Source organism: Shouchella tritolerans (assembly GCF_025770735.1).
Lineage (GTDB): Bacteria > Bacillota > Bacilli > Bacillales > Bacillaceae_D > Shouchella > Shouchella tritolerans.
Genome location: NZ_JAODPB010000005.1, coordinates 188983 through 215846, shown reverse-complemented (window position 1 = coordinate 215846; position 26864 = coordinate 188983). Strand labels below are relative to the sequence as shown.

General features: G+C 44.2%; 23 protein-coding genes, 2 tRNA genes and 1 other annotated feature. Of the genes, 21 read left to right on the top strand and 4 right to left on the bottom strand.

Annotated elements, in window-relative coordinates; translation table 11 throughout:
* Positions 1 to 34: 34 nt before the first annotated feature.
* The 7 genes from trhO (at position 35) to N6H06_RS17200 (ending at position 4822) form a co-directional block, all read left to right on the top strand.
* Positions 35 to 1003, top strand: a complete 969-nt coding sequence (gene trhO, locus N6H06_RS17230; RefSeq protein WP_062749674.1) for an oxygen-dependent tRNA uridine(34) hydroxylase TrhO — start codon at positions 35 to 37, stop codon at positions 1001 to 1003.
* Positions 1004 to 1298: 295 nt separating this feature from the next.
* Positions 1299 to 2417 (top strand): GerMN domain-containing protein, encoded by a 1119-nt coding sequence (locus N6H06_RS17225; protein ID WP_062749672.1) that lies wholly within the window; start codon positions 1299 to 1301, stop codon positions 2415 to 2417.
* Between the two features lie 101 nt (positions 2418 to 2518).
* The gene (rph, locus tag N6H06_RS17220) at positions 2519 to 3271 is read left to right on the top strand and encodes a ribonuclease PH (RefSeq protein WP_263707584.1); all 753 of its coding nucleotides are present in this window, start codon (positions 2519 to 2521) and stop codon (positions 3269 to 3271) included.
* 3 nt (positions 3272 to 3274) lie between these two features.
* Entirely contained in the window at positions 3275 to 3871 is a 597-nt protein-coding gene (locus tag N6H06_RS17215) for an XTP/dITP diphosphatase (RefSeq protein ID WP_263707583.1), read from the top strand.
* Positions 3868 to 4377 carry a metallophosphoesterase family protein gene (locus N6H06_RS17210; protein ID WP_062749667.1) on the top strand — a complete coding sequence of 170 codons (510 nt, stop codon included), beginning with the start codon at positions 3868 to 3870 and terminating at the stop codon, positions 4375 to 4377. Before N6H06_RS17215 ends, N6H06_RS17210 begins: the two co-directional genes overlap by 4 nt.
* Before the next feature lie 289 nt (positions 4378 to 4666).
* Positions 4667 to 4740: transfer RNA gene (locus tag N6H06_RS17205), tRNA-Gly, on the top strand.
* Between the two features lie 5 nt (positions 4741 to 4745).
* Positions 4746 to 4822, top strand: a tRNA-Arg gene (locus N6H06_RS17200).
* Between the two features lie 377 nt (positions 4823 to 5199).
* On the opposite strand, the gene tkt is transcribed toward N6H06_RS17200, so the two are convergent.
* Positions 5200 to 7206, bottom strand: coding sequence for a transketolase (gene tkt, locus N6H06_RS17195; RefSeq protein ID WP_263707582.1), 2007 nt, complete (start codon positions 7204 to 7206; stop codon positions 5200 to 5202).
* A 149-nt stretch (positions 7207 to 7355) separates the two neighbouring features.
* Positions 7356 to 8141, bottom strand: a complete 786-nt coding sequence (locus N6H06_RS17190) for a DeoR/GlpR family DNA-binding transcription regulator (protein WP_062749663.1) — start codon at positions 8139 to 8141, stop codon at positions 7356 to 7358.
* A 238-nt stretch (positions 8142 to 8379) separates the two neighbouring features.
* On the opposite strand from N6H06_RS17190, the gene N6H06_RS17185 reads away from it, so the two are divergent.
* The 8 genes from N6H06_RS17185 (at position 8380) to N6H06_RS17150 (ending at position 15746) form a co-directional block, all read left to right on the top strand.
* Positions 8380 to 9381, top strand: a complete 1002-nt coding sequence (locus N6H06_RS17185) for a dihydroxyacetone kinase subunit DhaK (RefSeq protein WP_062749661.1) — start codon at positions 8380 to 8382, stop codon at positions 9379 to 9381.
* 7 nt (positions 9382 to 9388) lie between these two features.
* Positions 9389 to 10045: a dihydroxyacetone kinase subunit DhaL gene (gene dhaL, locus N6H06_RS17180; protein ID WP_404830360.1), complete on the top strand. Its 657-nt coding sequence runs from the start codon at positions 9389 to 9391 to the stop codon at positions 10043 to 10045.
* A gap of 1 nt (position 10046) precedes the next feature.
* Positions 10047 to 10805, top strand: coding sequence for a triose-phosphate isomerase (locus N6H06_RS17175; protein WP_062749660.1), 759 nt, complete (start codon positions 10047 to 10049; stop codon positions 10803 to 10805).
* A gap of 94 nt (positions 10806 to 10899) precedes the next feature.
* The gene (gene rpiB, locus N6H06_RS17170) at positions 10900 to 11358 is read left to right on the top strand and encodes a ribose 5-phosphate isomerase B (protein ID WP_062749658.1); all 459 of its coding nucleotides are present in this window, start codon (positions 10900 to 10902) and stop codon (positions 11356 to 11358) included.
* A 34-nt stretch (positions 11359 to 11392) separates the two neighbouring features.
* Complete coding sequence (gene glpX, locus N6H06_RS17165; protein ID WP_263707581.1) at positions 11393 to 12334, top strand: class II fructose-bisphosphatase; 942 nt, start codon at positions 11393 to 11395, stop codon at positions 12332 to 12334.
* Between the two features lie 124 nt (positions 12335 to 12458).
* The gene (locus N6H06_RS17160) at positions 12459 to 13823 is read left to right on the top strand and encodes a GntP family permease (protein ID WP_062749654.1); all 1365 of its coding nucleotides are present in this window, start codon (positions 12459 to 12461) and stop codon (positions 13821 to 13823) included.
* A gap of 266 nt (positions 13824 to 14089) precedes the next feature.
* Entirely contained in the window at positions 14090 to 14893 is an 804-nt protein-coding gene (locus N6H06_RS17155) for a sugar phosphate isomerase/epimerase family protein (protein ID WP_062749652.1), read from the top strand.
* On the top strand, positions 14886 to 15746 hold the full coding sequence (locus tag N6H06_RS17150) for a phosphogluconate dehydrogenase C-terminal domain-containing protein (RefSeq protein WP_212954016.1): 861 nt from the start codon (positions 14886 to 14888) through the stop codon (positions 15744 to 15746). Before N6H06_RS17155 ends, N6H06_RS17150 begins: the two co-directional genes overlap by 8 nt.
* 744 nt (positions 15747 to 16490) lie before the next feature.
* On the opposite strand, the gene N6H06_RS17145 is transcribed toward N6H06_RS17150, so the two are convergent.
* Positions 16491 to 18020 (bottom strand): multicopper oxidase family protein, encoded by a 1530-nt coding sequence (locus N6H06_RS17145; RefSeq protein ID WP_212954015.1) that lies wholly within the window; start codon positions 18018 to 18020, stop codon positions 16491 to 16493.
* A gap of 187 nt (positions 18021 to 18207) precedes the next feature.
* Positions 18208 to 18618, bottom strand: coding sequence for a hypothetical protein (locus N6H06_RS17140; RefSeq protein WP_062749646.1), 411 nt, complete (start codon positions 18616 to 18618; stop codon positions 18208 to 18210).
* A 294-nt stretch (positions 18619 to 18912) separates the two neighbouring features.
* On the opposite strand from N6H06_RS17140, the gene ilvD reads away from it, so the two are divergent.
* The 6 genes from ilvD (at position 18913) to leuB (ending at position 26857) form a co-directional block, all read left to right on the top strand.
* Complete coding sequence (ilvD, locus tag N6H06_RS17135) at positions 18913 to 20577, top strand: dihydroxy-acid dehydratase (RefSeq protein WP_062749644.1); 1665 nt, start codon at positions 18913 to 18915, stop codon at positions 20575 to 20577.
* Positions 20578 to 20581: 4 nt separating this feature from the next.
* Positions 20582 to 20824, top strand: a binding site (T-box leader).
* 87 nt (positions 20825 to 20911) lie between these two features.
* Positions 20912 to 22642 (top strand): biosynthetic-type acetolactate synthase large subunit, encoded by a 1731-nt coding sequence (ilvB, locus tag N6H06_RS17130; protein ID WP_062749642.1) that lies wholly within the window; start codon positions 20912 to 20914, stop codon positions 22640 to 22642.
* Positions 22639 to 23157 (top strand): acetolactate synthase small subunit, encoded by a 519-nt coding sequence (gene ilvN, locus N6H06_RS17125; RefSeq protein ID WP_062749640.1) that lies wholly within the window; start codon positions 22639 to 22641, stop codon positions 23155 to 23157. Before ilvB ends, ilvN begins: the two co-directional genes overlap by 4 nt.
* Positions 23158 to 23195: 38 nt before the next feature.
* Positions 23196 to 24221 (top strand): ketol-acid reductoisomerase, encoded by a 1026-nt coding sequence (ilvC, locus tag N6H06_RS17120; protein WP_263707580.1) that lies wholly within the window; start codon positions 23196 to 23198, stop codon positions 24219 to 24221.
* Positions 24208 to 25752 carry a 2-isopropylmalate synthase gene (locus N6H06_RS17115; protein WP_062749636.1) on the top strand — a complete coding sequence of 515 codons (1545 nt, stop codon included), beginning with the start codon at positions 24208 to 24210 and terminating at the stop codon, positions 25750 to 25752. The genes ilvC and N6H06_RS17115 overlap by 14 nt, the downstream gene beginning before the upstream one ends.
* A gap of 10 nt (positions 25753 to 25762) precedes the next feature.
* The gene (leuB, locus tag N6H06_RS17110; RefSeq protein WP_263707579.1) at positions 25763 to 26857 is read left to right on the top strand and encodes a 3-isopropylmalate dehydrogenase; all 1095 of its coding nucleotides are present in this window, start codon (positions 25763 to 25765) and stop codon (positions 26855 to 26857) included.
* Positions 26858 to 26864: the final 7 nt, after the last annotated feature.

Here is a 26864-nt window from a genome sequence, read left to right as displayed (position 1 = left end):
TCTTGCAAATATAAGGAGATAGGTGGAAGAGTATATGTCTAAAGATTACCGTGTACTACTGTATTATTATTACACTACGATTGAAGATCCAGAAGGATTTGCTAAAGAGCATCTCGCTTTTTGCAAAAGCTTGCAGTTAAAAGGACGAGTGCTTGTAGCAAAAGAAGGCATTAATGGAACCGTATCTGGGCTGAAGGAAAATACCGATGCCTATATGGAGGCGATGAAAGCCAACCCGTTGTTTGAAGGCATTGTATTTAAAGTCGACGAAGAAGAGCGGCACGTATTTAAAAAAATGCATGTACGTCCTCGTCCAGAGCTGGTAACGCTTCGCTTGAATGAAGACGATGTTAATCCAAATGAACTGACAGGCAAGCATCTATCGCCAAAAGAATGGCGTGAAGCAATGCTGAAAGAAGACACGGTTGTCATTGACGCCCGCAATGATTATGAGTATGATGTCGGCCATTTTCGTGGGGCCATACGCCCAGACATTAAGGCCTTTAGGGAGTTGCCTGATTGGATTCGACAAAACAAAGAGCAATTTGAAAATAAACGAATTCTTACTTACTGCACAGGAGGAATCCGCTGCGAGAAATTTTCAGGCTGGCTTAAAAAAGAAGGGTTTGAAGATGTGGCTCAACTCGATGGCGGCATTGTCACCTACGGAAAAGACCCAGAAGTAAAAGGGGAATTGTGGGATGGCAAATGCTATGTATTTGATGAGCGTCTAACGGTGCCGATTAACCACGTATCGCCAACAGTAGTCGGAAAAGATTACTTTGACGGAAAACCGTGTGAGCGGTATGTCAATTGCGCCAATCCAGAGTGCAACAAGCAAATTTTATGTTCAGAGGAAAATGAGCATAAATATTTGCGCGGCTGTACACCTGAATGCCGCGTCCACCCTCGCAATCTCTATGTAAAAGAGCATCAGCTTTCTCCCGAAGAGCACCAAGCGCGGCTTGACGTTCTTGGAGAGAAGCTACCTGCTAGATTATAAATCGTTTACACGCCTCCTTTTTTGGGAGGCGTGAGGTTGTCGACAAAGTCGACAAACAATCAGACTGATAGGAAACGCTTGTCAGACGAGGAGTGCAGCCGAGGGAAGATGCGAATAGAACGAGGGTTCATGAGCAAATGACCGAGGCAAACGACGAAGTATGCGAGCGTTTGTCTACAGTCTGACGCCTCCTTTTTTGGGAGGCGTTTTTTTTATTCAAGGTATAAACAAGCTGGTCTAATCTGAGAGAAAGCTCGTATATATGGAAGTACAACCATTCTGGGGAGGGAAACGTATGCGTAAATTAGCTGGAGTTAGCGCGCCTTTTGTTGTTGTACTTGCACTTACTACGGGCTGTTCACTTGGAGCCAATGATGCTGTGGACACACTAGATGAACCGCCAGTCACATACACGGATGCGGATGAGGATTTTGGAAACGAAGAGAATGAATCGGAAGAGGATGTAACGGAAGAACAAGCTGATGAAAGCGAAGCAGGGGAGGAAACAGGACCAACAGATGAAACAACACCAGATGAAGCTGCTGAATCGTTAAATCAGCGAGAGCTTTATTTAATTGATAGCAATGGCCTGGTCGTCCCGCAAACGTTGACGCTTCCAAAAACAGACAGTGTGATGAAACAGGCGCTTGAGTATTTAGTAGAAGGGGGACCAATCAATGATATTCTCCCTAACGGCTTCCGAGCCGTCTTGCCAGCAGGAACGGAAGTAGATATCGACCACTTAAAAGAAGAAAAGTTGGCGATTGTCAATTTTTCTAGCGAGTTTAATGATTACAACCTCGCAGATGAAAAGCGCATTTTTGAAGCTGTCACCTGGACATTGACGCAATTTCCTGAGGTTGAAGAAGTGAAAGTCGAAGTAAACGGGTATGAACTCGATAAAATGCCACAAAGTGAGAAGCCACTTGTCGGAAACCTTAGTCGCGCAGACGGCATAAATGTCGACACGAGTGAAGTGGTTGACTTTACAAACAGCACAGACATCACGCTCTACTTCCTCGGGACAAATGACGAAGACACGTACTACGTACCGGTAACGAAACGGGTCGAAAATGTCAACAATGAGCTCGAGACGGCAATCAATGAATTGATCGAAGGGCCATCGCTTATGACAAATTTGCTAACGGAAATGTCAGGCGATGTGGAACTTCTTAATGAACCTAAACTGCAAAATGGCGAAGTCGTCTTAGACTTTAACGAAGCCATTCAGTCGGCCAACGAAGGCAGCGCCATCCCGACTAGTGTATTGGAAAGCTTAGCGTTAACATTAACAGAGCAAAGCGGCATTGAAAAAGTGTCAATCCAAGTGAACGGAGAGGCAGGCGTAAATGAGGCAGGCATTGAAGTGGAAGAAGTCACCCGCCCTGAGCTCGTGAATGCTAAGCCTCTATAGTGAAACAGACAAGGCGCTTGCATATGCAGGCGCCTGTTTAGGTATGTTATACTAGAGCCGATACAATTTGGAGGGCTTTCCATTGCTAAGGAGGAAAACAAATGCGCCAAGACGGCCGAAAACAAAATCAACTAAGAGAGGTTGAGATCATTCCTCATTTTACAAAGCATGCCGAAGGGTCTGTACTGATTTCTGTTGGCGATACAAAAGTGATATGTACAGCAAGCATTGAAAACCGCGTCCCCCCATTTTTACGTGGGCAAAATAAAGGGTGGCTAGCTGCGGAATATTCGATGCTGCCACGAGCGACAGGCCAGCGCACGATTCGCGAAGCCGCAAAAGGGAAATTGAGCGGGCGAACAATGGAAATCCAACGCCTTATCGGCCGGGCACTCCGGGCAGTTGTCGATTTAGAAAAGCTCGGCGAAAAGACGATTTGGATTGACTGCGACGTAATCCAAGCAGATGGCGGTACTCGGACAGCATCGATTACAGGTGCCTATGTGGCGCTTGTGCTCGCGGTTAAAAAAGCACTCGCCGAAAAAACAATTAGCGCTTGGCTGATTACTGATTTTTTAGCAGCTATATCCGTTGGCATTTTGCCTGGGGAAGGGGCCGTGTGTGACTTGTGTTATAGCGAGGATTCACAGGCAAAGGTCGATATGAATATCGTCCAAACGGGTTCCGGCGATTTTGTTGAAGTGCAAGGCAGTGGAGAAGAAGCCGTTTATACACGCAGTGAATTGAATGAGCTCCTTGACCTCGCTGCAGAGGGCATTGGCCAATTGATTCACATCCAACGCCCGTTTCTTGGTGAGGCGGCTAGTTGGATTGAAGAAAAAAAGGGGACATGAACATTGAACGAATTGGTTGTGGCAACAAAAAACAAAGGCAAACTTGCCGATTTTCAAACATTGTTTACTGATCGTTACATAGTAAAATCACTTTACGATTACCCGGAAGTCCCTGAGATTATTGAAGACGGCGACACATTCCATGAGAATGCCGCCAAAAAAGCAGAAACGCTGGCCGCCCATTTGCAAAAACCGGTCATTGCCGATGATTCAGGGCTGCTGATCGATGCCCTTGGCGGCAAGCCAGGAGTATACTCTGCTCGCTATTCTGGCGAACCAAAGAACGACCAAGCCAATATCGCTAAAGTCCTTTCAGAGCTTGACGGTGTTCCGACAAAGAAGCGTACCGCCCGCTTCTTTTGTGTCATTGCTTTGGCCGAACCAGGAAAAGAAACAATTTTTGCCGAAGGAGCTTGCGAAGGCCTCATTACCGAAAAGCCAATAGGATCGAATGGTTTTGGTTATGATCCGATCTTTTTTGTGCCTAGCCACGAACAAACAATGGCAGAGCTGTCAGCAGAAACAAAAAACCAGCTCAGCCACCGCGCACGTGCCCTCACAGCCTTAAAAGAAACAATCGAGGGAGTGTGGCCGAAATGAATATTCTTATCATCAGCGACAGCCATGGCTGGACCGATCAGCTAAAGGCGATTATGGTCCGCCACGAAAATGAGGTTGATCAAGTCATCCATGTTGGTGATTCAGAACTTCCTGAACACGCGCCAGAACTTGTCGGGGTAAAAGTGGTTGCTGGCAATTGTGATGTGTTCTCTTCTTTTCCAAACGAACTAGAATGCCAATGGGAAGGAACAACCGCTTATATCGCCCATGGCCATCATCATGGCGTTAAACAGACGCTTGCGAAACTAATTGACCGTGCAAAAGAAAAAGGAGCACGCATCGCTATATACGGCCATAGTCATATTGCCCGGGCAGAAGAGCAGGATGGTGTCATCCTCATTAATCCTGGTAGTGTTCGCCTACCGAAACAGTACCCTGTAGGCACATATTGCTGCCTAACAATCGGAAACGAACATGTCGACATCAACTATTGGACAACGGAGGGCAAAAAAGCAACAGACTTGGACAAGCACTTCACTTTTTAAAGCCTTGTTTTTATAAACAATGGTTGACAATCTTTTCAATGTCCTGTATAGTTATAAGCGTCGCTGCTGTAAGCGGCGCTTTGCATGTACATAATGGGGTCATCAAACAATAGGAATCGCTTGTAATAAAAATGCGGGTGTAGTTTAGTGGTAAAACCTCAGCCACGAGCGAAACATCCGTGAATAGACATCGAGTTGCCTCGACGCATAAGCATCATCGAATAGACGAGTAGAGGAAGAGGCATAAAGTACGGTGCTCGAAATAAAGAAATTTAGCTTAATTTAAAATGCGGGTGTAGTTTAGTGGTAAAACCTCAGCCTTCCAAGCTGATGATGAGGGTTCGATTCCCTTCACCCGCTCCAATCATGTCCCAGTAGCTCAGCAGGATAGAGCAACGGCCTTCTAAGCCGTCGGTCGGGAGTTCGAATCTCTCCTGGGACGCCATTACATCTTTTTAGGAAAAGTTTATACTGTCAATGAAGTCTCGTAAACGCTTGTGTATCAACGTTTTCGAGTTTTTTTATTTTTGAAGGGTGACGATTGAAGACATTAGAAATTGATTTTGTTTTACACATTTTTTACACACGCAGGTTTACCCGACCATTTGTTCAAACGTTTCAACCGTTGCTTTTTCCATCCTCCACTCTAAGCTCCTTAACAAATGGAGAAATACGAGAATCTCTAACAGTCTAATCTTAAATAAAACCCCCGGTATGATTTTTCGTAATACTTAATTGAACCGCCGTATACCGAACGGTAAGTACGATGGTATGAGAAGTCGGGGGTTAGTCACCCCCGACTTCTCTATGGACTTACTTTAATTATGAAGAAAGAGTTTCTGTCTCTTTCAAAAGTGCCTTCGCTTTATTCACGACATTCTCAACAGTGAATCCATACGTTTTCATAATAAGGTCGCCATTTCCCGAGGCGCCGAACGTATCAATGCTAAGAACCTCTCCTTCGTCTCCAATGTATTTAGCCCACCCTAGGGAAGATCCCATTTCAATGGCAAGGCGACTTTTGATAGTTGGGGGCAGAACAGACTGTCTGTAAGCTTTTGGCTGCTGTTCGAAACGGTCCCAGGATGGCATGCTTACGACTTGAGTAGAAACACCAGCAGCTTCTAATTGAGTCTGTGCCTGAAGCGCAAGTGGTAGTTCTGAACCAGTGGCGATTAAAATAAGCTCTGCTTCCTTAGAAGCTTCGGAAACAATGTAACCGCCTTTTTTTACGCCTTCATAAGCAAGTTCTGCAGTGTTTGATAGAACAGGTACATTCTGGCGTGATAAGACAAGGGCAGTTGGCGTGTCCTCACTTTCAAGAGCGAGTCTCCAAGCAGCAACCGTCTCATTTCCATCTCCTGGGCGTATGACAGACAATCCTGGCATAGCGCGTAGCGAAGCAAGATGCTCAACCGGTTGATGCGTAGGTCCGTCTTCTCCAACGGCAATGCTGTCGTGTGTAAGTACATAAATGACAGGTAATTTCATCAAGGCCGACAGACGTACGGCTGGGCGTAAATAATCAGAGAAAACAAAGAACGTACCACCAAATACTTTCAATCCACCATGGAGGGCCATTCCATTTAAGGCAGCACCCATCGCAAACTCACGAACACCAAACCAAATGTTGCGACCTCCATAGTTTAAGTGATTAAAGATATCTTGGCCCTTTAAATTCGTTTTATTAGAAGAAGCGAGGTCAGCTGATCCTCCGACTAATTGCGGTATTTGAGAGGCGGCGGCGTTTAAAGCTGTTCCAGAGGAAGCACGAGTGGCTTCGGAACAATGAATTTCATAAGTTGGCAGGGACTTATACCAGTTTGCCGGTAGTTTTCCTTGAATCGCTTGTTTTAATTGTGCTGCAAGTTCAGGGTATTCCGCTTCATAGTTAGCAAATAAATCATTCCACTTCTTTTCTAGTAATGCACCTTCGTTTTTCTTTCTAGAAAAGTGTACTTGTACTTCTTTAGGAACATAGAAGTCTTCGTCAAATGTCCACTTATAGGCTTCTTTTGTCAAAAGTACTTCTTCAGATCCAAGTGGCGCTCCATGCGAGGCAGAGGAGCCTGATTTATTGGGAGACCCAAATCCAATGATGGTTTTTACCTCTATAAGAGATGGACGATCATCTTTTTGCGCACGATCAATCGCCTCGGAAATCGCTTTCAAATCATTGCCGTCTTTTACATATTCCACATGCCATCCTTGGGCGATAAATTTGGATCCCACATCTTCAGAGAAGGAATGACTTAATTCACCATCCAAGGAGATATCGTTGGAGTCGTAAAGAACGATCAATTTGCCAAGTTTCAAATGACCAGCTAATGAAGCGGCTTCTGAAGAGATTCCTTCCATGAGGTCCCCGTCCCCACAAAGGGAATAGGTGTAATGGTCAATTAGAGGGAAATTCTCCTTGTTGTAAGTCTCTGCTAGCTGCCTTTCTGCCATGGCCATTCCAACAGCCATGGCAATCCCTTGACCAAGTGGTCCGGTTGTGGCTTCTACTCCAGGCGTGTGGCCATACTCGGGATGACCAGGTGTATTGCTATCTAGTTTACGAAAGTGCTTTAAATCTTCGATAGATACATCATATCCGCATAGATGCAGAAGGCTATAAAGAAGAGCTGAGCCATGTCCGGCTGACAAAATAAAGCGATCGCGATTGAACCAATTGGGGTTCCCTGGATTATGATTCATTGTCTTGGCGAACAATTGATAGCCAATTGGAGCAGCCCCCATTGGAAGTCCAGGGTGTCCGGACTGTGCATTTTCAATGCTGTCAATGGATAATGTACGAATGGTATTAATAGCTAATTGTTCAATCATAAATCGCTACGTGTACAGTCCGCTAACGGCACGAACTGTTACGTAGTGTTCACCGCCTTTCTGTACGTTTGGTTCTAATGTACACAGAAACAAACACGGCAGTCAATCATTTTTTATCGTTTTATTTCATTTTCTTTTGGTTTCTTGTGTTAATCACCCTTTGAAGTGGTTATCAAGGTGATGTTATGTTTCTCGAATTGATGAAGAAGCTCCTCATCTGGCTTATGGTCTGTAATAAAAGCATGGATCTCGTCTACATTGGCAAATGAAGCGATAGAGATTTTATTAATTTTCGATTTATCAATTAAAGCAATGACCGACCTTGATTTCTCAACCATACGCTTTTTCAAATCAATTTCATAAACATTAAAATCAGTTAGCCCTGTATCGAAAGAGAAGCCGTTTGCAGACGTGAACATGTAATCAACGTTAATTTGATCAAGAACGGTTGCCCCGAACATTCCCTCTAAAGAACTGGACTCTCGGCTTAGTACGCCCCCCGTCAATATAACGGTAATGCCAGGATTGTCACGCAGTTCAAGTGCTGTGTAAATTCCACTTGTTACCACCGTTACTTTAATGGACTCATCCTTAAGTAAACGGGCGAGTTCAAGTGCTGTTGAGCTTGCATCAAGTAAAATGCAAGAGCCATCTTGAATGAATGACAGTGCTTCTTGAGCGATCAATGATTTTGCATCGCGGTTGCGCTTTTCTCGAACGGAGAAGGTTGTCTCGTTTTCGACTAAGTCGTTTAGAACTGCGCCGCCGTGCGTGCGTTTTAACAGGCCTTCCTGCTCCATTTTGTTTAGATCAATACGGAGAGTGGCCTCAGAAACAGACATTTTCTCGGACAATTCTTTTACTGTAATTCTCTGTTCTTTATGAAGGATCTCCATGATTTTATTGCGCCTTTCAGCAACAAATAACTTTGCCATCTTAAAACTCCCTTAATAAAAATTAATTTGCTGTCTCTATAGTATGTGAATTTAGCAATTTATTCAATGGGAAGACTTTATTTCAAAAACAAATGAAAAGAAAAAACAAGATATTTCGTGAAACGTGTAATTGACAATAAAATAAAACGGTTTTATACTGTGAAGTGAAAAGTGAAACAAAATCATTTGATTGTATTCGAAATTTTCGCGATGATAATTAGTGAGGTGAGAACAAGAAATGAAAAAAATTCTAAATCAAACTACAGAACTTATTCCGCAAGTCATCGAAGGGTTTTTGGCTTCATATGGCACTGATTACAAGAAAACAGAAGCAAATGGCATTATTGTAAGCGATTTAAAAGATAAAGTCTCTGTTCTTACTGGAGGAGGGAGTGGGCACGAGCCTTTATTTCTTGGCTTTGTCGGCGATGGGTTAGCAGATGGTGTTGCTATTGGGAATGTATTCGCTGCTCCTACGCCTGATACGGTTTTAGATGTCACGCAAGCGCTTGATAAAGGCCAAGGTGTTCTCTATGTGTATGGCAATTACTCTGGCGACATTCTGAATTTTGATATGGCAGCGGAACTCGCGGATTTAGCCGGGATAGAGACAAGAACTGTGCTTGTACGGGATGATGTGGCTTCAGCTCCTAGCGAAAAGAAAGAAGAGCGTAGAGGAATTGCTGGGGATGTTTTTGTTATAAAAATTGCGGGAGCAGCTTCGCGAGAAGGGTTATCTTTAGATGAAACAGCGCGCGTAGCGCAAAAAGCGAGTGATTCGACGTTTTCTATTGGTGTAGCGCTTTCGCCTGGAACCATTCCTGGATTAGATAAGCCGACATTCACCATTCCGGATGATGAAATTGAATTTGGCATGGGCATTCATGGCGAGCCTGGTGTAGAACGTACGAAATTAATGGAAGCTGACGCGCTTGTAGACAAAATGCTTGAAATATTGTTGCGTGAATCGGACATCCAAGCAGGTGATGAAGTTTGTTTATTATTAAACGGGCTCGGTTCCACGACGTTACTGGAACTTTTCGTTATGAATCGGCGAGTTCAAGAAGTTTTGAAGGATAAAGGCATCGTTATTCATGATGCGGATGTGAATAATTATTGCACAACTCAGGAAATGGGCGGCGCCTCTATCTCCATGATGAAATTGGATGAGGAGCTAAAGAACTATTTTGATCAACCAGCATACTCTCCTTATTACGCAAAGAGGGGTAAGCATAACTAGAAAAGGAGTGGAGAATTTGCAAACACAAATGCAAGCGATTACAGTTGAACAAACGAAATTGATGTTTCAATATGTAGGAAAACAAATGATTAATGCTAAGCCTCTGCTAACAGAGATTGATAGTGCAATTGGCGACGGTGATCACGGCATTGGTATGGAAACTGGATTTAAAAAAGCACTCGAAAATTTAGAAATAAAGGATCCGGCAACGATCAATGATGTGTTTAAAACGATTGGTATGTCGATGATTTCCTCAATGGGCGGCGCATCGGGTGTTATTTTTGGCACGATGTTTGTAGGTGGCCTCAAGAACTTGGAGCCTACCGAAAACCTAAGCACGAAAGTTCTGGCAGGTCTTATGGCCGATGCATTACAAGGAGTTAAAACGAGAGGCAAAGCGGAAATTGGAGATAAGACAATGATTGACGCCTTGCAGCCAGCGGTTGAAGCCTTGAAACAAAATGAAGATGCTCCTCTTTTAAAAGGGCTGCAAAAGGCTGAAGAAAAGGCCCTTGAAGGGGTCGAGAAAACCAAAGAGTATCAAGCAAATTTTGGGCGTGCCAAATCGCTAGGTGAGCGTGCAGTTGGACACCAAGATGCCGGTGCAACTTCTGTATGGATCATTTTTAGATCAATGAGAGAGTGGATGGAGCTGGAGGCATAATATGAAGGCGTTTTGGATCGGGACCAACTGGAAGATGACAAAAACAACAGCGGAAGGACTCGCGTATACGGCCAAATTAAAGCAATTAAGCAAAACGATTCCCTCTCACTACCAATTGTTTATTATTCCTTCCTTTCCTTCTTTACCATCGATAAAGGTCGAGCTTGAAGGTTCCACTCTCAAGCTCGGTGCCCAAAATATGCACTGGGAGGAGAGAGGGGCGTTTACGGGAGAAGTTTCCCCACTTATGTTACAAGAAGTTGGAGTGGATTTGATTGAGCTTGGGCACTCAGAAAGACGGCAATTCTACAATGAAACAGATGAAGCCATAAATAAGAAAGTACTAAGCGCACTTCGTTTTGGGATTCAGCCACTTGTGTGCATTGGAGAAGACTGGAAAACAAAAGAAAATGGTACGTCCAAAGAACACTTAACCATGCAACTTAAAGTGTGTCTAAAAGGAATTACAAAAGAAGCAGCTAAAGAGGTTCTTATTGCGTATGAACCCGTCTGGGCGATTGGGGAAAATGGACGACCAGCCGAACCAAGCTATGTAGATGAGATCCATACGCATATTCGAACTGTATTAAAAGAGTTATTTGAGGACGGGGGAGAAGAGGTCGCGCTTCTTTATGGGGGCAGTATTAATCTAGACAATTACCAAGCTTATAAAGAGCTCGATAATGTCGATGGTCTGTTTATTGGTCGTACGGCTTGGGATATTGAAAGCTTCACACAACTGTTAAACGGAATGAAATAACAAAAAATAAAATAAAACAAAATTAAACTTGATTAAATGATAAAAAAGGAATACAATCGATAGTGAAAAAAGATAACTATCGGGAGGTATCAACATGAAAGTTGCCATTGGCAGTGATCACAACGGGTTCGATTTTAAAGAGACAATTAAAGTTTTTGTAGAAGAGGCAGGGCACGAAGTGATTGATTATGGTTGTCATTCTTGTGAGGCAGTGGATTACCCTAACGTTTCCTTTGAAGTGGCCGATGCAATTAATAAAGGAGAGGTTGAGCGAGGAATTTTGATTTGTGGTACAGGTCTTGGTGTAGCCATTGCCGCAAACAAATGCCCGGGGATCCGTGCAGCGACTTGCCACGATATTTACTCCGCGGAACGTGCGCAAAAAAGTAACAACGCGCAAATTCTGACAATGGGCGCCCAAGTAATCGGTCCTGAACTTGGCAAAAAGATTGCTGGGGCTTATTTAGAGTCTTTCTTCGATGAATCTCGTTCAGGTAAGAAAGTGCAGTTGATTACAGACAAAGAAAAAGAACAATTTAGCACAAGTAATTAAAATCACCGGTGCGCATGTGGCGAAGGAGGGTGCGATGAAACAGCTGATGCTTGATTTTGTAAGCGTTACAGAAGCCGCTGCAATTGCTGCTTATCCGCTTATCGGAAGAGGCGACAAAATGAATGCAGATGCGGTCGCAACAAAGGCGATGAGAATGCATTTAAATCAGATGAGCATGAAAGCAAATGTGGTGATAGGCGAGGGCGAGATGGATGAAGCGCCCATGTTGTATATTGGTGAAGAACTTGGGCTAGGGGAAGGCATCGAAATTGATATCGCTGTAGACCCACTAGACGGAACGAGCATGACAGCGAAGGGGACGAGAGATGCAATGACTGTTATTGCTGCTTCGCCGAAAGGGACGCTTTTGCACGCCCCGGATATGTATATGCAAAAGCTAGCTGTCGGTAGAGAAGCAGCTGGCGAAGTGCATATTGATTATCCGATTAGTAAGAATCTTGAAATAATTTCCCGTGCAAAGGATAAAAGAATAGAGGACGTAACGGTTGCCATTCAAGATAGGTCTAGACACTCAGAGACGATCCGAGAATTGCGAGAGCTCGGTGCAAAGGTTCTGCTATTCGGCGACGGAGATATCTGCTATTCTCTTGCGACCGCCATTGCAAGCGACCCTATTGATTTATTTTTAGGTACAGGGGGCGCCCCGGAAGGTGTAATCTCTGCCGTAGCCCTAAAATGTCTTGGAGGGGATTTTCAAGCCAAACTTGTTCCACAAACAACGCAGGAGCGGGCGAGGTGTGAAGCGATGGGGCTGAAAAATCCAGAAACCCCACTGCTGCTCCAAGATATTGTTGCATCCTCTAACTGTCTCTTTTCTGCAACGGCAGTTACGAATACTCACTTGATTGATGGAATTAAGAGTGACATACAGGGAGCTTTAACCACTCATTCGCTCCTGTTAAATGGAGAAACACAGAAAATGCAGGTGGTTGAGAGTTGTCATCCGCTGGTTTAAGTGGTTTAGTCTTAAATTGGTATGTTGGTTTCTTCATAGAATATCGCATCTGGAGATATTTGGATACGGTGAAGTTTAAACATTAAGTGATATATTACTAAGGGCTAAATCAGGAGGGGAAATTATGACAACCGAAGGCCAAATGATATTAGGGTTAGTAGTTGGGATCTTTGCCCTAATTCTTTTAGTTTTAAAAACTAAAGTTCACGTATTTCCTGCATTAATTATAGCATCGGCACTAACAGGTATAATTGGCGGAATGCCTGCAATTGATGTTGTTGATTCTATCACGTCGGGGTTTGGATCAACGATTGGTTCCATTGGTATAGTTATTGGCTTTGGAGTGATGCTCGGAAGGGTTTTGGAGGTTTCTGGGGCAGCTGAGCGCTTAGCCTTTACCTTGTTAAAGTGGTTAGGGAAGCGAAAAGAAGAGTGGGCAATGGCCATCACAGGGTACATCGTGTCTATTCCTATCTTTGTAGATTCGGCATTTGTTATTCTTGCACCACTTATTAAGGCATTATCGACTAAGACTGGTAAATCAATCGTTAGTCTAGGTGTTGCTTTAGGGGTGGGATTAATTGTTACTCACCATGCCGTGCCACCTACCCCTGGTCCTTTAGGTGTAGCCGGAATCTTTGGTGTTGACATCGGGCAAATGATTTTATCTGGTTTAATTTTTGGTATTCCATTGATTATCGTCGGTGTTTATTACGCTAAATGGATTGGAAAAAAAATATATCAGCTACCAGATGAAACGGGTCTAGGCTGGAAACGTCCAGAAAAGCCAGAGAGTTTTGCAGAGTATGTAAACATGGAAGAAAGTAAAGATCTTCCGTCTCTGTTTAAGTCTATAACACCTATTCTGTTACCGATTGTATTAATTTTTATGAATACTGGATTAAGTGCTGGGGGATTAAATGATGGTGTTTATGAGTACTTGCAGTTTATTGGCTCACCTGTAATAGCGGTGGGAATTGGGCTTGTAGTTGCTATTTACACGCTATTTAATCATCTGAAGCGATCTGATGCGCTAGATCGTATGGAAGAAGGGATCAGTTCAGCTGGTATTATCTTATTAGTGACAGGTGCGGGTGGAGCGTTAGGGACGATTCTCAGAAATAGTGGGACAGGTGACTATCTTGCAGAACTTGTTGCCTCCTTGCCGCTCCCAGCCATTCTCATACCGTTCTTTGTCGCTAGTATAGTTCGCTTGATTCAAGGTAGCGGGACTGTAGCGATGATAACTTCAGCTTCAATTACAGCACCCATATTAGCTAATATGGATGTGAATATGCTTCTTGCAGCTCAAGCAGCTACTTTAGGTGCCTTGGTCTTTTCTTACTTTAATGATAGTGGTTTTCATGTCATAACCAGATTAATGGGGGTTAGGAATGTAAAAGAGCAAATCATGGTTTGGTCAATCCCGATGACATTAATTTGGGGCGTTTCATTAGTAATGCTTCTCATTGCCAATATGATATTTTAGTAAGTTGCTAGATACCACTAGAATTGCATGAAATATAAACTCACTATTAGAAAAACTAAAAATGTTCATTTTTTGTTCGGTGCAAAGAAATAGTCCTTTATAATGGACAAGACAGGTGGGCATCACTATAAAAGGAATGAAACATGGATAAGATTGCCCGAAAGACAATGGATTTTATCAATAAATCTCCAACTTTTTGAAGAACAAGTGACAGCCAACCTTAGTGGCTAGATATGACTATAAACTTCTAGTAATGGAGGCCCATAATGAAAGTTGGAATCAGTACGTATGCATTTTTTTGGCAGCTGAATGAAAAGAATGATTCCCCAATAACGGTAGATGAAATGCTTGAGGTTACCAAAGAATTAGGTGGGGAAGTTTTTCAAATATGTGATTATCCTTTAATAGAAAAGATGCAGGAGGGTGAGCTGTTCTCCATTGCCAAAAAAGCAAGTGAACTAAACATTGAGCTAGAGTTAGGCACACGAGGCGTTAAGCCCGATCATTTATTGAACTATTTGAGAATCGCTAACCTTCTCGGAGTGAAATTAATAAGAACGATGTTTAACACGGTAGGGGATACTCCTACTACTGAGCAAGCTTATGAACGATTACTCGCAGTTCTCCCGAAATACGAAAAAGCGGAAGTAAAACTAGCTATTGAGACGTATGAGCAGGTGAAAACAAAAGATATCATAAGTGTTGTTGAGCGAATCGACAGTCCCTATGTTGGCATTTGTTTAGACCCGGGAAATACGATCGCTGCTTTAGAGCTCCCAAAGGATGTTGTGGAACTGTCAGCGCCGTACGTTACAAATTTACATGTGAAAGACTTTGTTTTTACAAGAAAAAGTGGTTGGGTTGGATTTTCCTTAGTAGGTTGTCCTTTGGGAGAAGGTTTGCTTGATTTAGATACGATGTTAAAGGCTTTGAAAAGAGAAAACAGAGATGTGAACGCAATCATTGAACTATGGTTACCTTTTACAAATAGTATGGAAGAGACTATAAGGTTGGAAAAAGAGTGGATGAGAAAAAGTTTTGACTATTTAAGGGGGAATTTAAATGAGTGATAAAAATGCTATCGTTGCGGTAATAGGTGCTGGCGGTAAAATGGGCACAAGAATCACGAATAACCTTGTAAAGTGTAACGAGTATGAGTTAAAACTATGTGAAACGTCACCACGCAAGATAGAGGAGATTGAAGCTAAAGGACTGCAAATTTCAGAGATGAACGAAACAGTCAAAAGCAGTGATGTTGTTATTTTAGCTGTACCTGATACGGCAATTGGGAATGTTTCGAAACAAATTGTTCCAAATATGAAAGCTGGGGCTGTTCTATTAACTTTAGATCCAGCAGCAGCCTATGCCGGACTTTTGCATACGCGTGAAGATATTACTTCCATTGTAGCGCATCCTTGTCATCCATCTGTATTTGGAAAATATTTAACAGAGGAAGAGCATGCAGACTTCTTTGGCGGAATAGCAGCAGAACAGGATGTAGTGATCGCAAAATACTCAGGCGACGAGGATAAATTTAATGTCGGCCAAGAAGTAGTAAGAAACATGTATGCGCCAGTAGGTGAGATTCATCGCATAACCGTGAAAGATATGGCCATTCTAGAACCTACTTTAGCAGAGGTTATTACTTGTATGATTGGTACAGTATTCAAGGAAAGTTTGGAAGAAACAGTGAAAAAAGGTGTACCTGAGAAGGCTGCAAAAGCAATGCTTTACGGACATATTCAAATCGCACTATCCGTTGCTTTAAAAGGAACCAATCCATTCTCTGATGCTGCAATGATCGCTATTGATTATGGAAAAGAAGCGATCATAAAATCAGATTGGAAACGCGTATTTAATGACGAAGAATTAGATAAAGTGGTCGGCAAAATGTTGAAACTTGAGCAACCGGTTAATAGGTAATAGAATAAAGAAATGGAAACGAGTAAGGTGAAGTTAAATACTTTATCCTACTCGTTTTGTGGTGAGCACCGGCGTGAACCTGAATACATTGCCAAACTGGATTGGATAGGACTTACTTAAGAAGCCAAGCTAGGAACCCCTAGATTGGCTTTTATTACTATTGAATTGCACGTAAGTTGTTATTTGGGAAAAACGAAAGTACGGATTGCCCTTCTGTCCAGCTATAGGTTTTAATGAGTATTATTTTTCTCCTGTTCCGTTTACCCACAGTCCATTAATGAATTGCTTGTCAAAAGGCTGAACTTGAAGCATATATTCCTCCTAATAAATTGATGAAAAGCAAATAAAAGTGAAGCACCTAGTAGGGCCAAAAGATCTGTTGGATGTTATTGTATCACTAGTTAGACCATACCTAAAAAATATCGCATAGGTACAAAATAATAATGAAGATTTGGTTGCTTCAACTGCTTTTTATGTAAATACATTAAAAGAAAGTCTACTTCCCCAATAGAAGAAAGTTCAATCAAGTTATTAAAAGAAGTACTCCAAGAAAAACTTTAAACTATATTTACATGGAAGATGAGAAGGTAAACCTTTCTCATCTCTTTTCCATACAGTAAATAATGATACAATAAGGCTTAAAGCAGAATAGAGCTCAGCGTTCTAAGCCACTGGCTGGAAGTTTTAACAAGCGTAACCCCTGGCGCCCTTCCGATTGCCAGGGGCAACCTCATTTCCACCCCCTCATCGTCCTTCCTTCTCCGTTTTCGAGTCAATAACAACGAAAGGGCGCATCATATCATAGTCTTCGTGCTCGAGAATGTGGCAGTGCCATACATAGTGCCCGGAAAAAGGAGCAAATCGGGCAATAACGCGAGTGATTTGCCCTGCAGGCGCAGTGATTGTGTCTTTCCAGCCTCGCTCATTGATTTTAGGCGGAATGGTCGGCCCAACCAACTCGATTTGGCCATTTTCATTGTACAGCTCAACGTTAAACGCCCGGTGGTCCAAGAGTTGAAATTGGACTAAGTGGATATGCATGGGATGGGGGACGTTGGTGACATTAACGAATGACCATATTTCCGTCGTTCCTAAACAAGGTTTTTCCTCAACAGGGTCACTCCACAGTTTGTTATTGAGCAAAAGGAGAGGCCTGCCGTACTCGTCCGTAGTCCCAGAAAGCTTTAAGTTTCGTATCCGTTTGACTTCGTTTTGCTGGAGCGACGGGATATAGGATAGGTTTTGAGGAATGATACTTGTGTCTTCTCCAGATAAGGGAAGAACGACTTGAAACTGCATCACATCCGCTGTGGCGTCAGTGCTTGCATTGTTTTTCAGTGTAATCGTTTGACCTTCGAATTTGCTAAAATCAATGATGACTTCAATCCGTTCGGCTGGACGGATATCGAATGCCTGCAAAGAAACGGTCCTTCTTAACAAACCGCCGTCTGAAGCGATTTGATAAAAGGGTGCTTCTGAATCAAGGGCTAGCTGGTAGGAACGTGAATTGGATCCATTTAAAATGCGAAATCGGTACTTGCGTGGTTCAACTTGCAAGTAAGGCCAAACTTTTCCGTTTACTAAAATCGTATTGCCGACAAAAAACGGCAAAACCGACGGATTCGGCAAGTTCGGCGCGGGATTGGCTGGCTGGGCTGGGTAGAAGAGCGAGCCATCGTCGTTAAAAGATCGATCTTGAATCAGCAATGGAATGTCAAATTCTCCCTTTGGCAAATTTAATCGTTCTTCTCGTGGGTCACGAATAATGTATAGACCGCTCAACCCTGCATACACATTAAGGCGCGTAATTCCCATTGCATGGTCATGGTACCAGAGGGTGGCAGCTCTTTGGTCGTTTGGGTACTCATAAGTTTCTTGTTCAAAAAAAGACCCAACTTCTGCAAAATCCTTTGTAAACCAAGCTTCAGGGTAGCCATCGCTTGCTGGTGTCGTTTCGCTCCCATGCAAATGGACGACGGTGCGAACTTCTGGTTCATGGGCAACGTGGTGAATCGATCGGTCAATCGGAAGAAAGTGGGTATCAGGGAGGTTGTTCATCCATTTGATCCGAGCTGGTTTTCCCCGCATCACTTCAATCGTGGGGCCAGGGAATTGGCCATCATACCCCCATAAGCGAGTCGGGTTTAAATCCCGATGCAGTTTTTGTGAAAACTCCTTCATTTCAATTTCGTAATAATCTCCATCCCTGCTTGCTTTTTTAGGGATTGCTGTTTTCATAATAGGCATAGGGTCGACAAATTTTTCTAATTCCATAAAAATCCGCTCCTGTCAGTAGGTAGTGGTATATGGAATGTTCAAATTGACGGTTTTGCTTGGGCGCTTTCACTAAATAGGAAAAGCGTTTTTTGCCATCATTTTTGGCAAAAAATAAGCGGTATGCCAATGGCTGACGTATAATCATTATTAAGGTTGACTCATGATAATGAACGAAAAAAACGCCTTATGTAAATGAGGCGTTTTTTGGCGGGTGAACAAGCGTGTCCACTTGATATAAGAGCCGATCGATATTTCCATCAATCTGATTATCATCATAAAAAATGAGCGTCCAGCCTTTTCTTTCAAGGTACTTAGCGATTTTCCGCTCTTGTGTGAGAGTGGTGTTGCGCATCAGCGCTACGCGGTAAGGAACGAGGGCAACATCAATCGACAGATGATCGATTGTGTATTCTGGGGAAGCATAATATCCTCTCTGCTGAAGGGCTCTACAAAGTTGGCGTTCCGGCTCATTTGGGCATTGCTCCCAATGGTTCGTGACAAGCACAAGGGATGGTCTGTGCCGGTCTGTTAAAAATTTTGCCAGGAATGGCAGTTTGACAAGCGTTTTCTTTACTCGCTTATAAAAGAAATTCATGTAAACACCCCCTTTTTTTACTATCCCCGGTTTTCCGATTTTTATAGCCTTTTTCAGCAAAAAAAATAAAAAAACAAAAATCGCGTCCTGTTCACATTGGAAGCGCATTCACCGAAATTTTCGATCTTTTTATCATAAAAAACGGTTGACCGAAAAACAGAAGAAGCGTATAGTAAATTGCAATAATAGTTTAATAAAAACAGATGTCCTTCTCGAAAGGAACCTCTTTTGAGAAGTGAGAGAAAACGGGAATTTACAAGAGTAGAGAGACTGAGTGAACTGGGGAGCGATTCGATGAGAAGCAACATGATTAAAAAAGGGATCGATCGAGCGCCTCACCGAAGCCTTTTGCGGGCTGCCGGCGTAAAAGAAGAGGATATGGATAAGCCGTTTATCGGCGTCTGCAACTCCTATATTGACATCATCCCAGGGCATATGCATTTAAATAAATTTGCAGAAGTGGCGAAACAAGCCATTATTGAAGCCGGAGGCATTCCTTTCGAATTCAATACAATCGGCGTAGATGACGGGATTGCGATGGGCCACATCGGCATGCGCTACTCGTTGCCAAGCAGAGAAATTATTTGTGACGCAGCGGAAACGGTCATCAATGCCCACTGGTTTGACGGTGTTTTCTATATACCGAATTGCGACAAAATTACGCCAGGAATGCTGATGGCGGCTGTACGCACGAACGTGCCTGCGGTATTTGTCTCCGGTGGTCCAATGGAAGCAGGCCGTACAAAAGATGGAAAAAGCCTTTCACTCGTATCCGTATTTGAAGGAGTAGGTGCATTTTCGTCAGGAAAAATGACAAGGGAAGAGCTGCTTGAGATTGAACAGTTAGCTTGCCCAACTTGCGGATCTTGTTCTGGAATGTTTACAGCCAATTCAATGAATTCGCTTATGGAAATGCTTGGTCTAGCTCTTCCAGGAAACGGAACGCTTGTCGCTACATCTACGGAACGTCATAACTTGATTAAAGATGCAGCGAAGCATTTAATCAATTTGATTGAAAAAGATATTCGCCCACGCGACATCATTACCGAAGAAACGATTGATGACGCCTTTGCTCTTGATATGGCAATGGGTGGATCTACCAATACCGTTCTCCATACATTGGCTATTGCCAATGAAGCCGAAATTGACTACGATTTGACACGTATCAACAAAGTGGCTGAGCGGGTGCCTTACCTTTGCAAAATCAGTCCTGCTTCTGATTACTCGATGGACGACGTCCATAAGGCAGGCGGTGTAGCCGCGATTATGAAAGAGCTAATTGAAATGGGGGCGGTCAAAGGTGACCGGATCACCATTACAGGAAAATCACTCTATGAAAATGTCGCCCATGCACAAATAACAAATACGGATGTCATTCGCACAAAAGAGACTGCGTATAGTCCAGTCGGCGGTCTATCAATCCTTTACGGAAACTTGGCCCCGAACGGCGCTGTCATCAAAGTAGGTGCAGTTGACCCTTCGATTAAAACATTTACTGGGGAAGCGATCGTGTTTAATTCCCAAGAAGAGGCGCAAGAGCAAATCAATAACGGTGCTGTGAAAGAAGGGCAAGTTGTTGTTATCCGCTATGAAGGTCCTAAAGGCGGTCCTGGAATGCCAGAAATGCTGGCACCGACTTCAGCCATTCAAGGCAGAGGGCTTGGCACCAAAGTCGCACTCATTACGGACGGGCGTTTTTCCGGCGCTTCACGAGGCATTTCAATCGGCCATATATCGCCGGAAGCAGCAGAAGGCGGACCAATCGCCTTCGTGGAAAATGGCGACATCATCAAAATCGATTTAATCGAACGCACCATTGAATGGGAAATAAGCGATGAAGAGTTAGCAAAACGCCGTGAAGGATGGACGGAGCCGGAACCAAAAGTCAAAAAAGGCTATTTGGCCCGTTACTCAAAACTTGTTACTTCAGCCAATACAGGCGGCGTTATGAAAATCTAATAACGATAACACGATGAAGAGGAAAGTAATTTTTGCTTTATCTACAGAGAGCCGTTGGTTGCTGGAAAACGGTGTTAAAGCTTAAATGAAACTCACCTCTGAGTGCGTCTCTGAACATTGTAGTAAGAGCGCCGGATGCTGTTAAAGCATTCGTTATAAAAACTGCGAGCCAGATTACGGCTTGCTTGAGGCTAACGATTGTTAGCGAAAAAGGGTGGTACCGCGTGAAGACTTTCTCGCCCCTTGCTGGATCCCAGCATGGGCGCGCAGAAAGTCTTTTTTGTTGGCGGAAAACAATAAATAGAAAATGAAAACTAAGGGAGGCGCGAGAGACATGATCCATTCCAATGAAGCGGCAACGCCACAAGCCGCTGAAAACAAGCAGGCTGTTTGCACAGGTTCTGAGATTTTATTAAAAGCACTTGCCAGCGAAGGAGTCGAAGTCATTTTTGGCTATCCAGGCGGAGCGATTTTACCAACATACGATGAGATTTATAAATTAGGAATGAACCATATTCTAGCTCGCCACGAGCAAGGCGCGATTCATGCGGCTGAAGGGTATGCGCGCATTACCCAAAAGCCAGGTGTCTGCATCGTCACTTCGGGGCCAGGAGCGACAAATGTCGTTACAGGCATTGCGGATGCGATGATGGATTCGCTGCCGATGGTCGTCATCACCGGCCAAGTGGCTACAAAGGTGATTGGTACCGATGCTTTTCAGGAAGCCGATATGCTTGGTATTACAATGCCGATCACGAAACACAATTTTCAAATCCGTTCCATAGAAGAACTAGCACAAAAAGTAAAAGAAGCGTTTCATATTGCGGTTAGCGGGCGGCCGGGGCCAGTATTGATTGATTTGCCGAAAGATATTTCAGAAAAACTGGGAATCTTTGATTATGAGGAACCTGTCCACTTGCCTGGCTACCAACCAACCGTTAAACCGAATAAGCAGCAAATTCGCAAGCTTCTGGATAAGTTTAAAGAAGCGAAGCGGCCAGTACTGCTTGTCGGCGCCGGTGTCCTTCACGCACAAGCAAGTGAGGAATTAACCGCATTTGCGCGGAAGTTCCAAATTCCTGTCGCTCAGACATTGCTTGGACTAGGCGCTTTTCCTGGCGAAGAGGAATTGCATCTCGGGATGGCTGGCATGCATGGAACATATGCTGCAAACATGGCGCTCCACAAATCAGACTTTTTGATCAACATTGGCTCTCGTTTTGATGACAGATTAACTGGCGCCCTTGAACATTTTGCTCCAGAGGCATGCATTGCCCATATCGACATTGATCCAGCTGAAATTGGCAAAAATGTTCATGTCGAAATTCCGGTAGTAGGGGATGCGAAAGAGGCGTTAGCGATGCTATTGAAAGGAAGCGGGGCTATAGCCGAGCACGACGAGTGGCGCAAGCAAGTTAGCGACTGGAAACGAGATTATCCGCTGTGGTTTCATCGCGACGGGGAGGTCATTAAGCCACAGGAGCTGATCCAAAAACTGTATGAACATACAAAGGGTGAGGCCATTGTTACGACGGACGTCGGCCAGCATCAAATGTGGACGGCGCAACACTTTAAGTTTAACAAACCAAATCGGTGGATTACATCAGGTGGCCTTGGCACAATGGGATTTGGATTTCCGGCGGCAATCGGAGCACAAATTGCTGAACCGGAATTGCCGGTATTGGCGATTACTGGTGACGCAGGCTTTCAGATGACGCTTCAAGAAATGTCGATTTTGCAGGAACTAGATTTGCCAGTCAAAATTGTGATTGTCAACAATGCTTCCCTTGGAATGGTACGGCAATGGCAACAACGTTTTCATGGCGAGCGCTATTCCCATTCGCTTTTCCCAATCCAGCCTAACTTTGCTAAGCTCGCTGAAGCTTATAACATTAAAGCGGTAAAGGTCGACAAACTGTCAATGCTGGACGAAGCGATCGCTGAAACATTGGCTCATCCAGGCCCTGTATTGTTGGAAGTGTGTGTCGCAAAAGAAGAAAACGTCTACCCGATGGTTTGCCCAGGCACAGGTCACCACTGTATGGAAGGAGTAGAGCCATCATGAAACGGACGATCACCGTTCTAGTTAACAACAAATCAGGCGTGCTAAACCGCATGACAGGCTTGTTTGCAAGAAGGCAGTACAACATTGACAGCATCACAGTCGGTGTAACAGAAAATCCAACGATTTCGCGAATGACATTTGTGGTTATTGTCGACTCGATGGAAAACGTCGAGCAAATGATAAAGCAACTTCATAAACAAGTTGATGTGTTAAAGATTAAAGACATTACCGATGAAGCGATTGTCGAGCGTGAACTTGCCCTTGTCCGCATAGGAGCCACGCCCCAACAACGGGGCGAAATCGCCTCCCTTGCTGAAACATTCCGGGCGCAAGCAGTCGATATCGGCAAAGAGTCGATGACATTGCAAATTACTGGGAATAACGAAAAAATTGAAGCATTTATTGAATTAGTCAAACCATATGGCATCCAAGAACTGGCCCGTACTGGCGTGACAGCTGTCAATCGCAGCTCTAAAATTAGCACCGATACGTCAAGACTAACGCTGATTAATTAGCGAGTCCATATAAAAACAATTGAAGGGGAGATTGAATCATGGCAAAAGTATATTATAACGGAGATGTAAATGAACAAGTACTAGAAGGAAAAACGGTTGCCATTGTTGGTTATGGCTCCCAAGGCCATGCACACGCACAAAATTTGCGCGAATCAGGAGTGGACGTCATTATCGGATTGCGTCCAGGAAAATCATGGGATAAAGCAACGGAAGATGGGTTTTCTGTCTACTCTGTCCGCGAGGCTTCTGCGAAAGCAGACATCATCATGATTCTTTCACCAGACGAACATCAGCCAGCGATCTACAAAGAATCGATTGAACCAGAATTGACGGCTGGCAAAGCGCTTGTATTCGCACACGGCTTTAATATTCACTTTAACCAAATCGTACCGCCTGAACATGTTGACGTCTTTCTAGCGGCGCCAAAAGGGCCTGGTCACCTTGTCCGCCGTACGTATACAGAAGGCGCTGGTGTTCCAGCACTAATTGCTGTCTACCAAGACGCGACAGGGCAAGCGAAGGACATTGCACTTGCTTATGCAAAACAAATTGGCGCTGCCCGTGCAGGGGTGCTTGAAACAACGTTTAAAGAAGAAACAGAAACAGACTTGTTTGGTGAGCAAGCGGTACTATGTGGCGGAACTTCCGCATTGGTCAAAGCAGGGTTTGAGACGCTTGTTGAAGCAGGTTATCAGCCGGAAATCGCTTATTTTGAATGTTTGCATGAACTAAAGCTGATCGTTGACCTTATGTATGAAGGCGGCCTTGAATACATGCGTTATTCGATTTCTGATACAGCGCAGTGGGGCGATTTCCAAGCTGGACCGCGCATCGTGACAGAGGAAACAAAAGCAGCAATGAAAGAGATTTTAAGCGACATCCAAAAAGGCAAGTTTGCGAAAGGTTGGATTTTGGAAAACAAACTGAACCGTCCTGAGTATAACGCCATTAACAAAGCGGAGAAAAATCACCCTCTTGAAGTAGTTGGCCGCGAATTACGGGAAATGATGCCATTTGTGAAAGCATCCAAATCCAAGGGAGTGGTTGCGAATGCGAAAAATTAACGTGTTTGATACGTCGCTGCGCGATGGAGAACAAATGCCTGGCATCGCTTTGACCGTGAAAGAGAAGTTAGAAATTGCCCGGCAATTGGAACGTCTAGGTGTGGACATTATTGAGGCTGGTTTTCCAGCCTCCTCACCTGGCGATTTTCAAGCAGTAAAGGAAATTGCTGAAACGGTAAAAGGATCATCGATTACCGGTCTTGCTCGGGCCAAGAAAAGCGATATTGACTCTGCTTGGGAGGCGTTAAAATCAAGCGCTGAGCCAAGAGTCCACGTCTTTCTGGCGACATCGCCGATTCATATGGAGCATAAACTTAAACTGACTCCAGATCAAGTAGTGGAGCGGGCAGTAGAAAGCGTTCGTTACGCAGCGAAAAAGTTTCCCCACGTCCAGTTTTCGGCAGAGGACGCAAACCGTTCAGAATGGCCGTTCTTAAAACGGATTATTGAAGCGGTGATTGATGCAGGTGCTTCTGTCATTAATCTTCCTGATACAGTTGGGTATAGAACCCCAGAAGAAATATCGAAATTGTTTGAATTTGTAACCGAAAATGTTAAAAACGTCGACCGTGCGATTTTATCAACTCATAACCATGACGATCTAGGCATGGGTGTAGCCAATTCACTTGCCGCTATTTCTGCGGGGGCGGGCCAAGTAGAGTGTACAATCAATGGCATTGGCGAACGTGCTGGAAACGCAGCGCTAGAAGAAATCGCCGTTGCTTTGCAAATTCGTTCTGATTATTACCAGGCGAAAACAGGGCTAAAACTATCAGAACTAAAGCGCACAAGCGCCCTTGTCAGCAGGCTCACGTCGATGAATGTTCCTGGAAATAAAGCGGTTGTAGGAGCGAACGCGTTTGCTCATGAGTCAGGGATCCACCAAGACGGGATGCTTAAAAATAAAGAAACCTATGAAATCATTACGCCTGAACTTGTCGGCGCCACTTCTACATTGCCTTTAGGGAAACATTCTGGCCGCCATGCATTTAAAACAAAGTTGAATGAATTAGGTTTTTCTGGCTCGGACGAAAAGCTACAAACGATTTTCAGCGCGTTTAAGCAACTTTGCGACAAGAAAAAAGAAGTGACTGAAGACGATTTGTATGCATTGATTGCCGATGCGACCGATGATCGAGACAGCACAGCCTATGAACTGACTGCGCTGCAAGTCACGTATGGAATGAACCACGTACCAACTGCCACGATTCGCCTTAAGAAACAGGATGACAGCGAAATCGAAGAAGCAGGGACTGGTTCTGGAAGCGTCGAAGCAATCTACAATACATTGGCAAAAATGACTGGTGGCAATTACAGCCTAGCTGATTACCGAATCCAGTCCGTAAATGGTGGAGAAGATGCGTTAGCGGAAGTTCATGTGCGCATCAAAGCAGACGATTTTGAACAAAGCGGACGGGGTGTGGCACATGATGTGTTAGAGGCATCGGCAAAAGCGTATTTGCACGCTGTGAACCGCGTGATAGCTCGGAAGCATTATGCAAAACGGGAAATGGCGAAGGTGGAAAGCTAAGGAGGAGACAATGGAAAAACAAATATTGCTTTTACCTGGGGACGGCATTGGCCCCGAAATTATTGCCGAAACGAAACGGGTGTTAGAAGAAATTGCCCGGATGTATCGCCATACATTTCGGTTTATTGAAGGGCGGATTGGCGGGGATGCCATTGACGCAACTGGCAGCCCCCTTCCTGAGGAGACGCTGGATCTCGCCAAAGATAGCGACGCGATTTTGCTTGGCGCAGTCGGCGGACCAAAGTGGGACGGCAATGCCCCTGAAAAACGGCCAGAAAAAGGGCTGCTGCAAATCCGCAAAGCACTGGGCCTTTACGCCAACCTTCGCCCTGTCCGTGTACTGGAACCGTTAATGGATGCATCCACCTTAAAGGAGGAAGTGTTGGCCGACGTTGATTTGTTGATTGTACGGGAGTTAACAGGCGGGCTTTATTTTGGCGAGCCACGTGAACGGCGACAAATCAATGGAGAAGACGGGGCAGTGGATACGCTCCTTTATACAAGGGGGGAAATCGAGCGGATTTTGCACCAAGCGTTTCAATTTGCTAGAACGCGCAAGAAACATGTGGTCTCTGTTGACAAGGCGAATGTCTTGGAGTCGAGCAGGTTATGGCGGGAAATTGCTGATGACGTAGCCAGCGAGTATCCAGACGTCACGCTTTCGCACATGCTTGTCGATAATGCGGCGATGCAGCTTATTCGTGATCCAAGGCAGTTTGACGTCATCGTAACGGAAAATTTGTTTGGCGACATTTTGAGTGATGAAGCTTCGATGATTACCGGATCCCTCGGCTTATTGCCATCGGCGAGCATGAATACGTCAAAAGTCGGCTTATTTGAACCTGTGCACGGCTCTGCTCCTGACATAGCAGGGACAGGGGCGGCCAATCCGCTAGCGACCATTTTATCAGCAGCAATGATGCTGCAATATAGTTTTGGGTTAGCGGACGAGGCAAAAGCAATCGAAGTCGCCGTTGATCGTGTGCTAGCTCAAGGAGTACGGACAAAAGACATCGCAAAAGCAAGCGAAAACGCTGTTTCGACAACGGCAATAACAAATGCGGTGATTGAGGCGCTTGCTCTTAAAAGTGCCTCAAGCCGTTAAAAAAAGA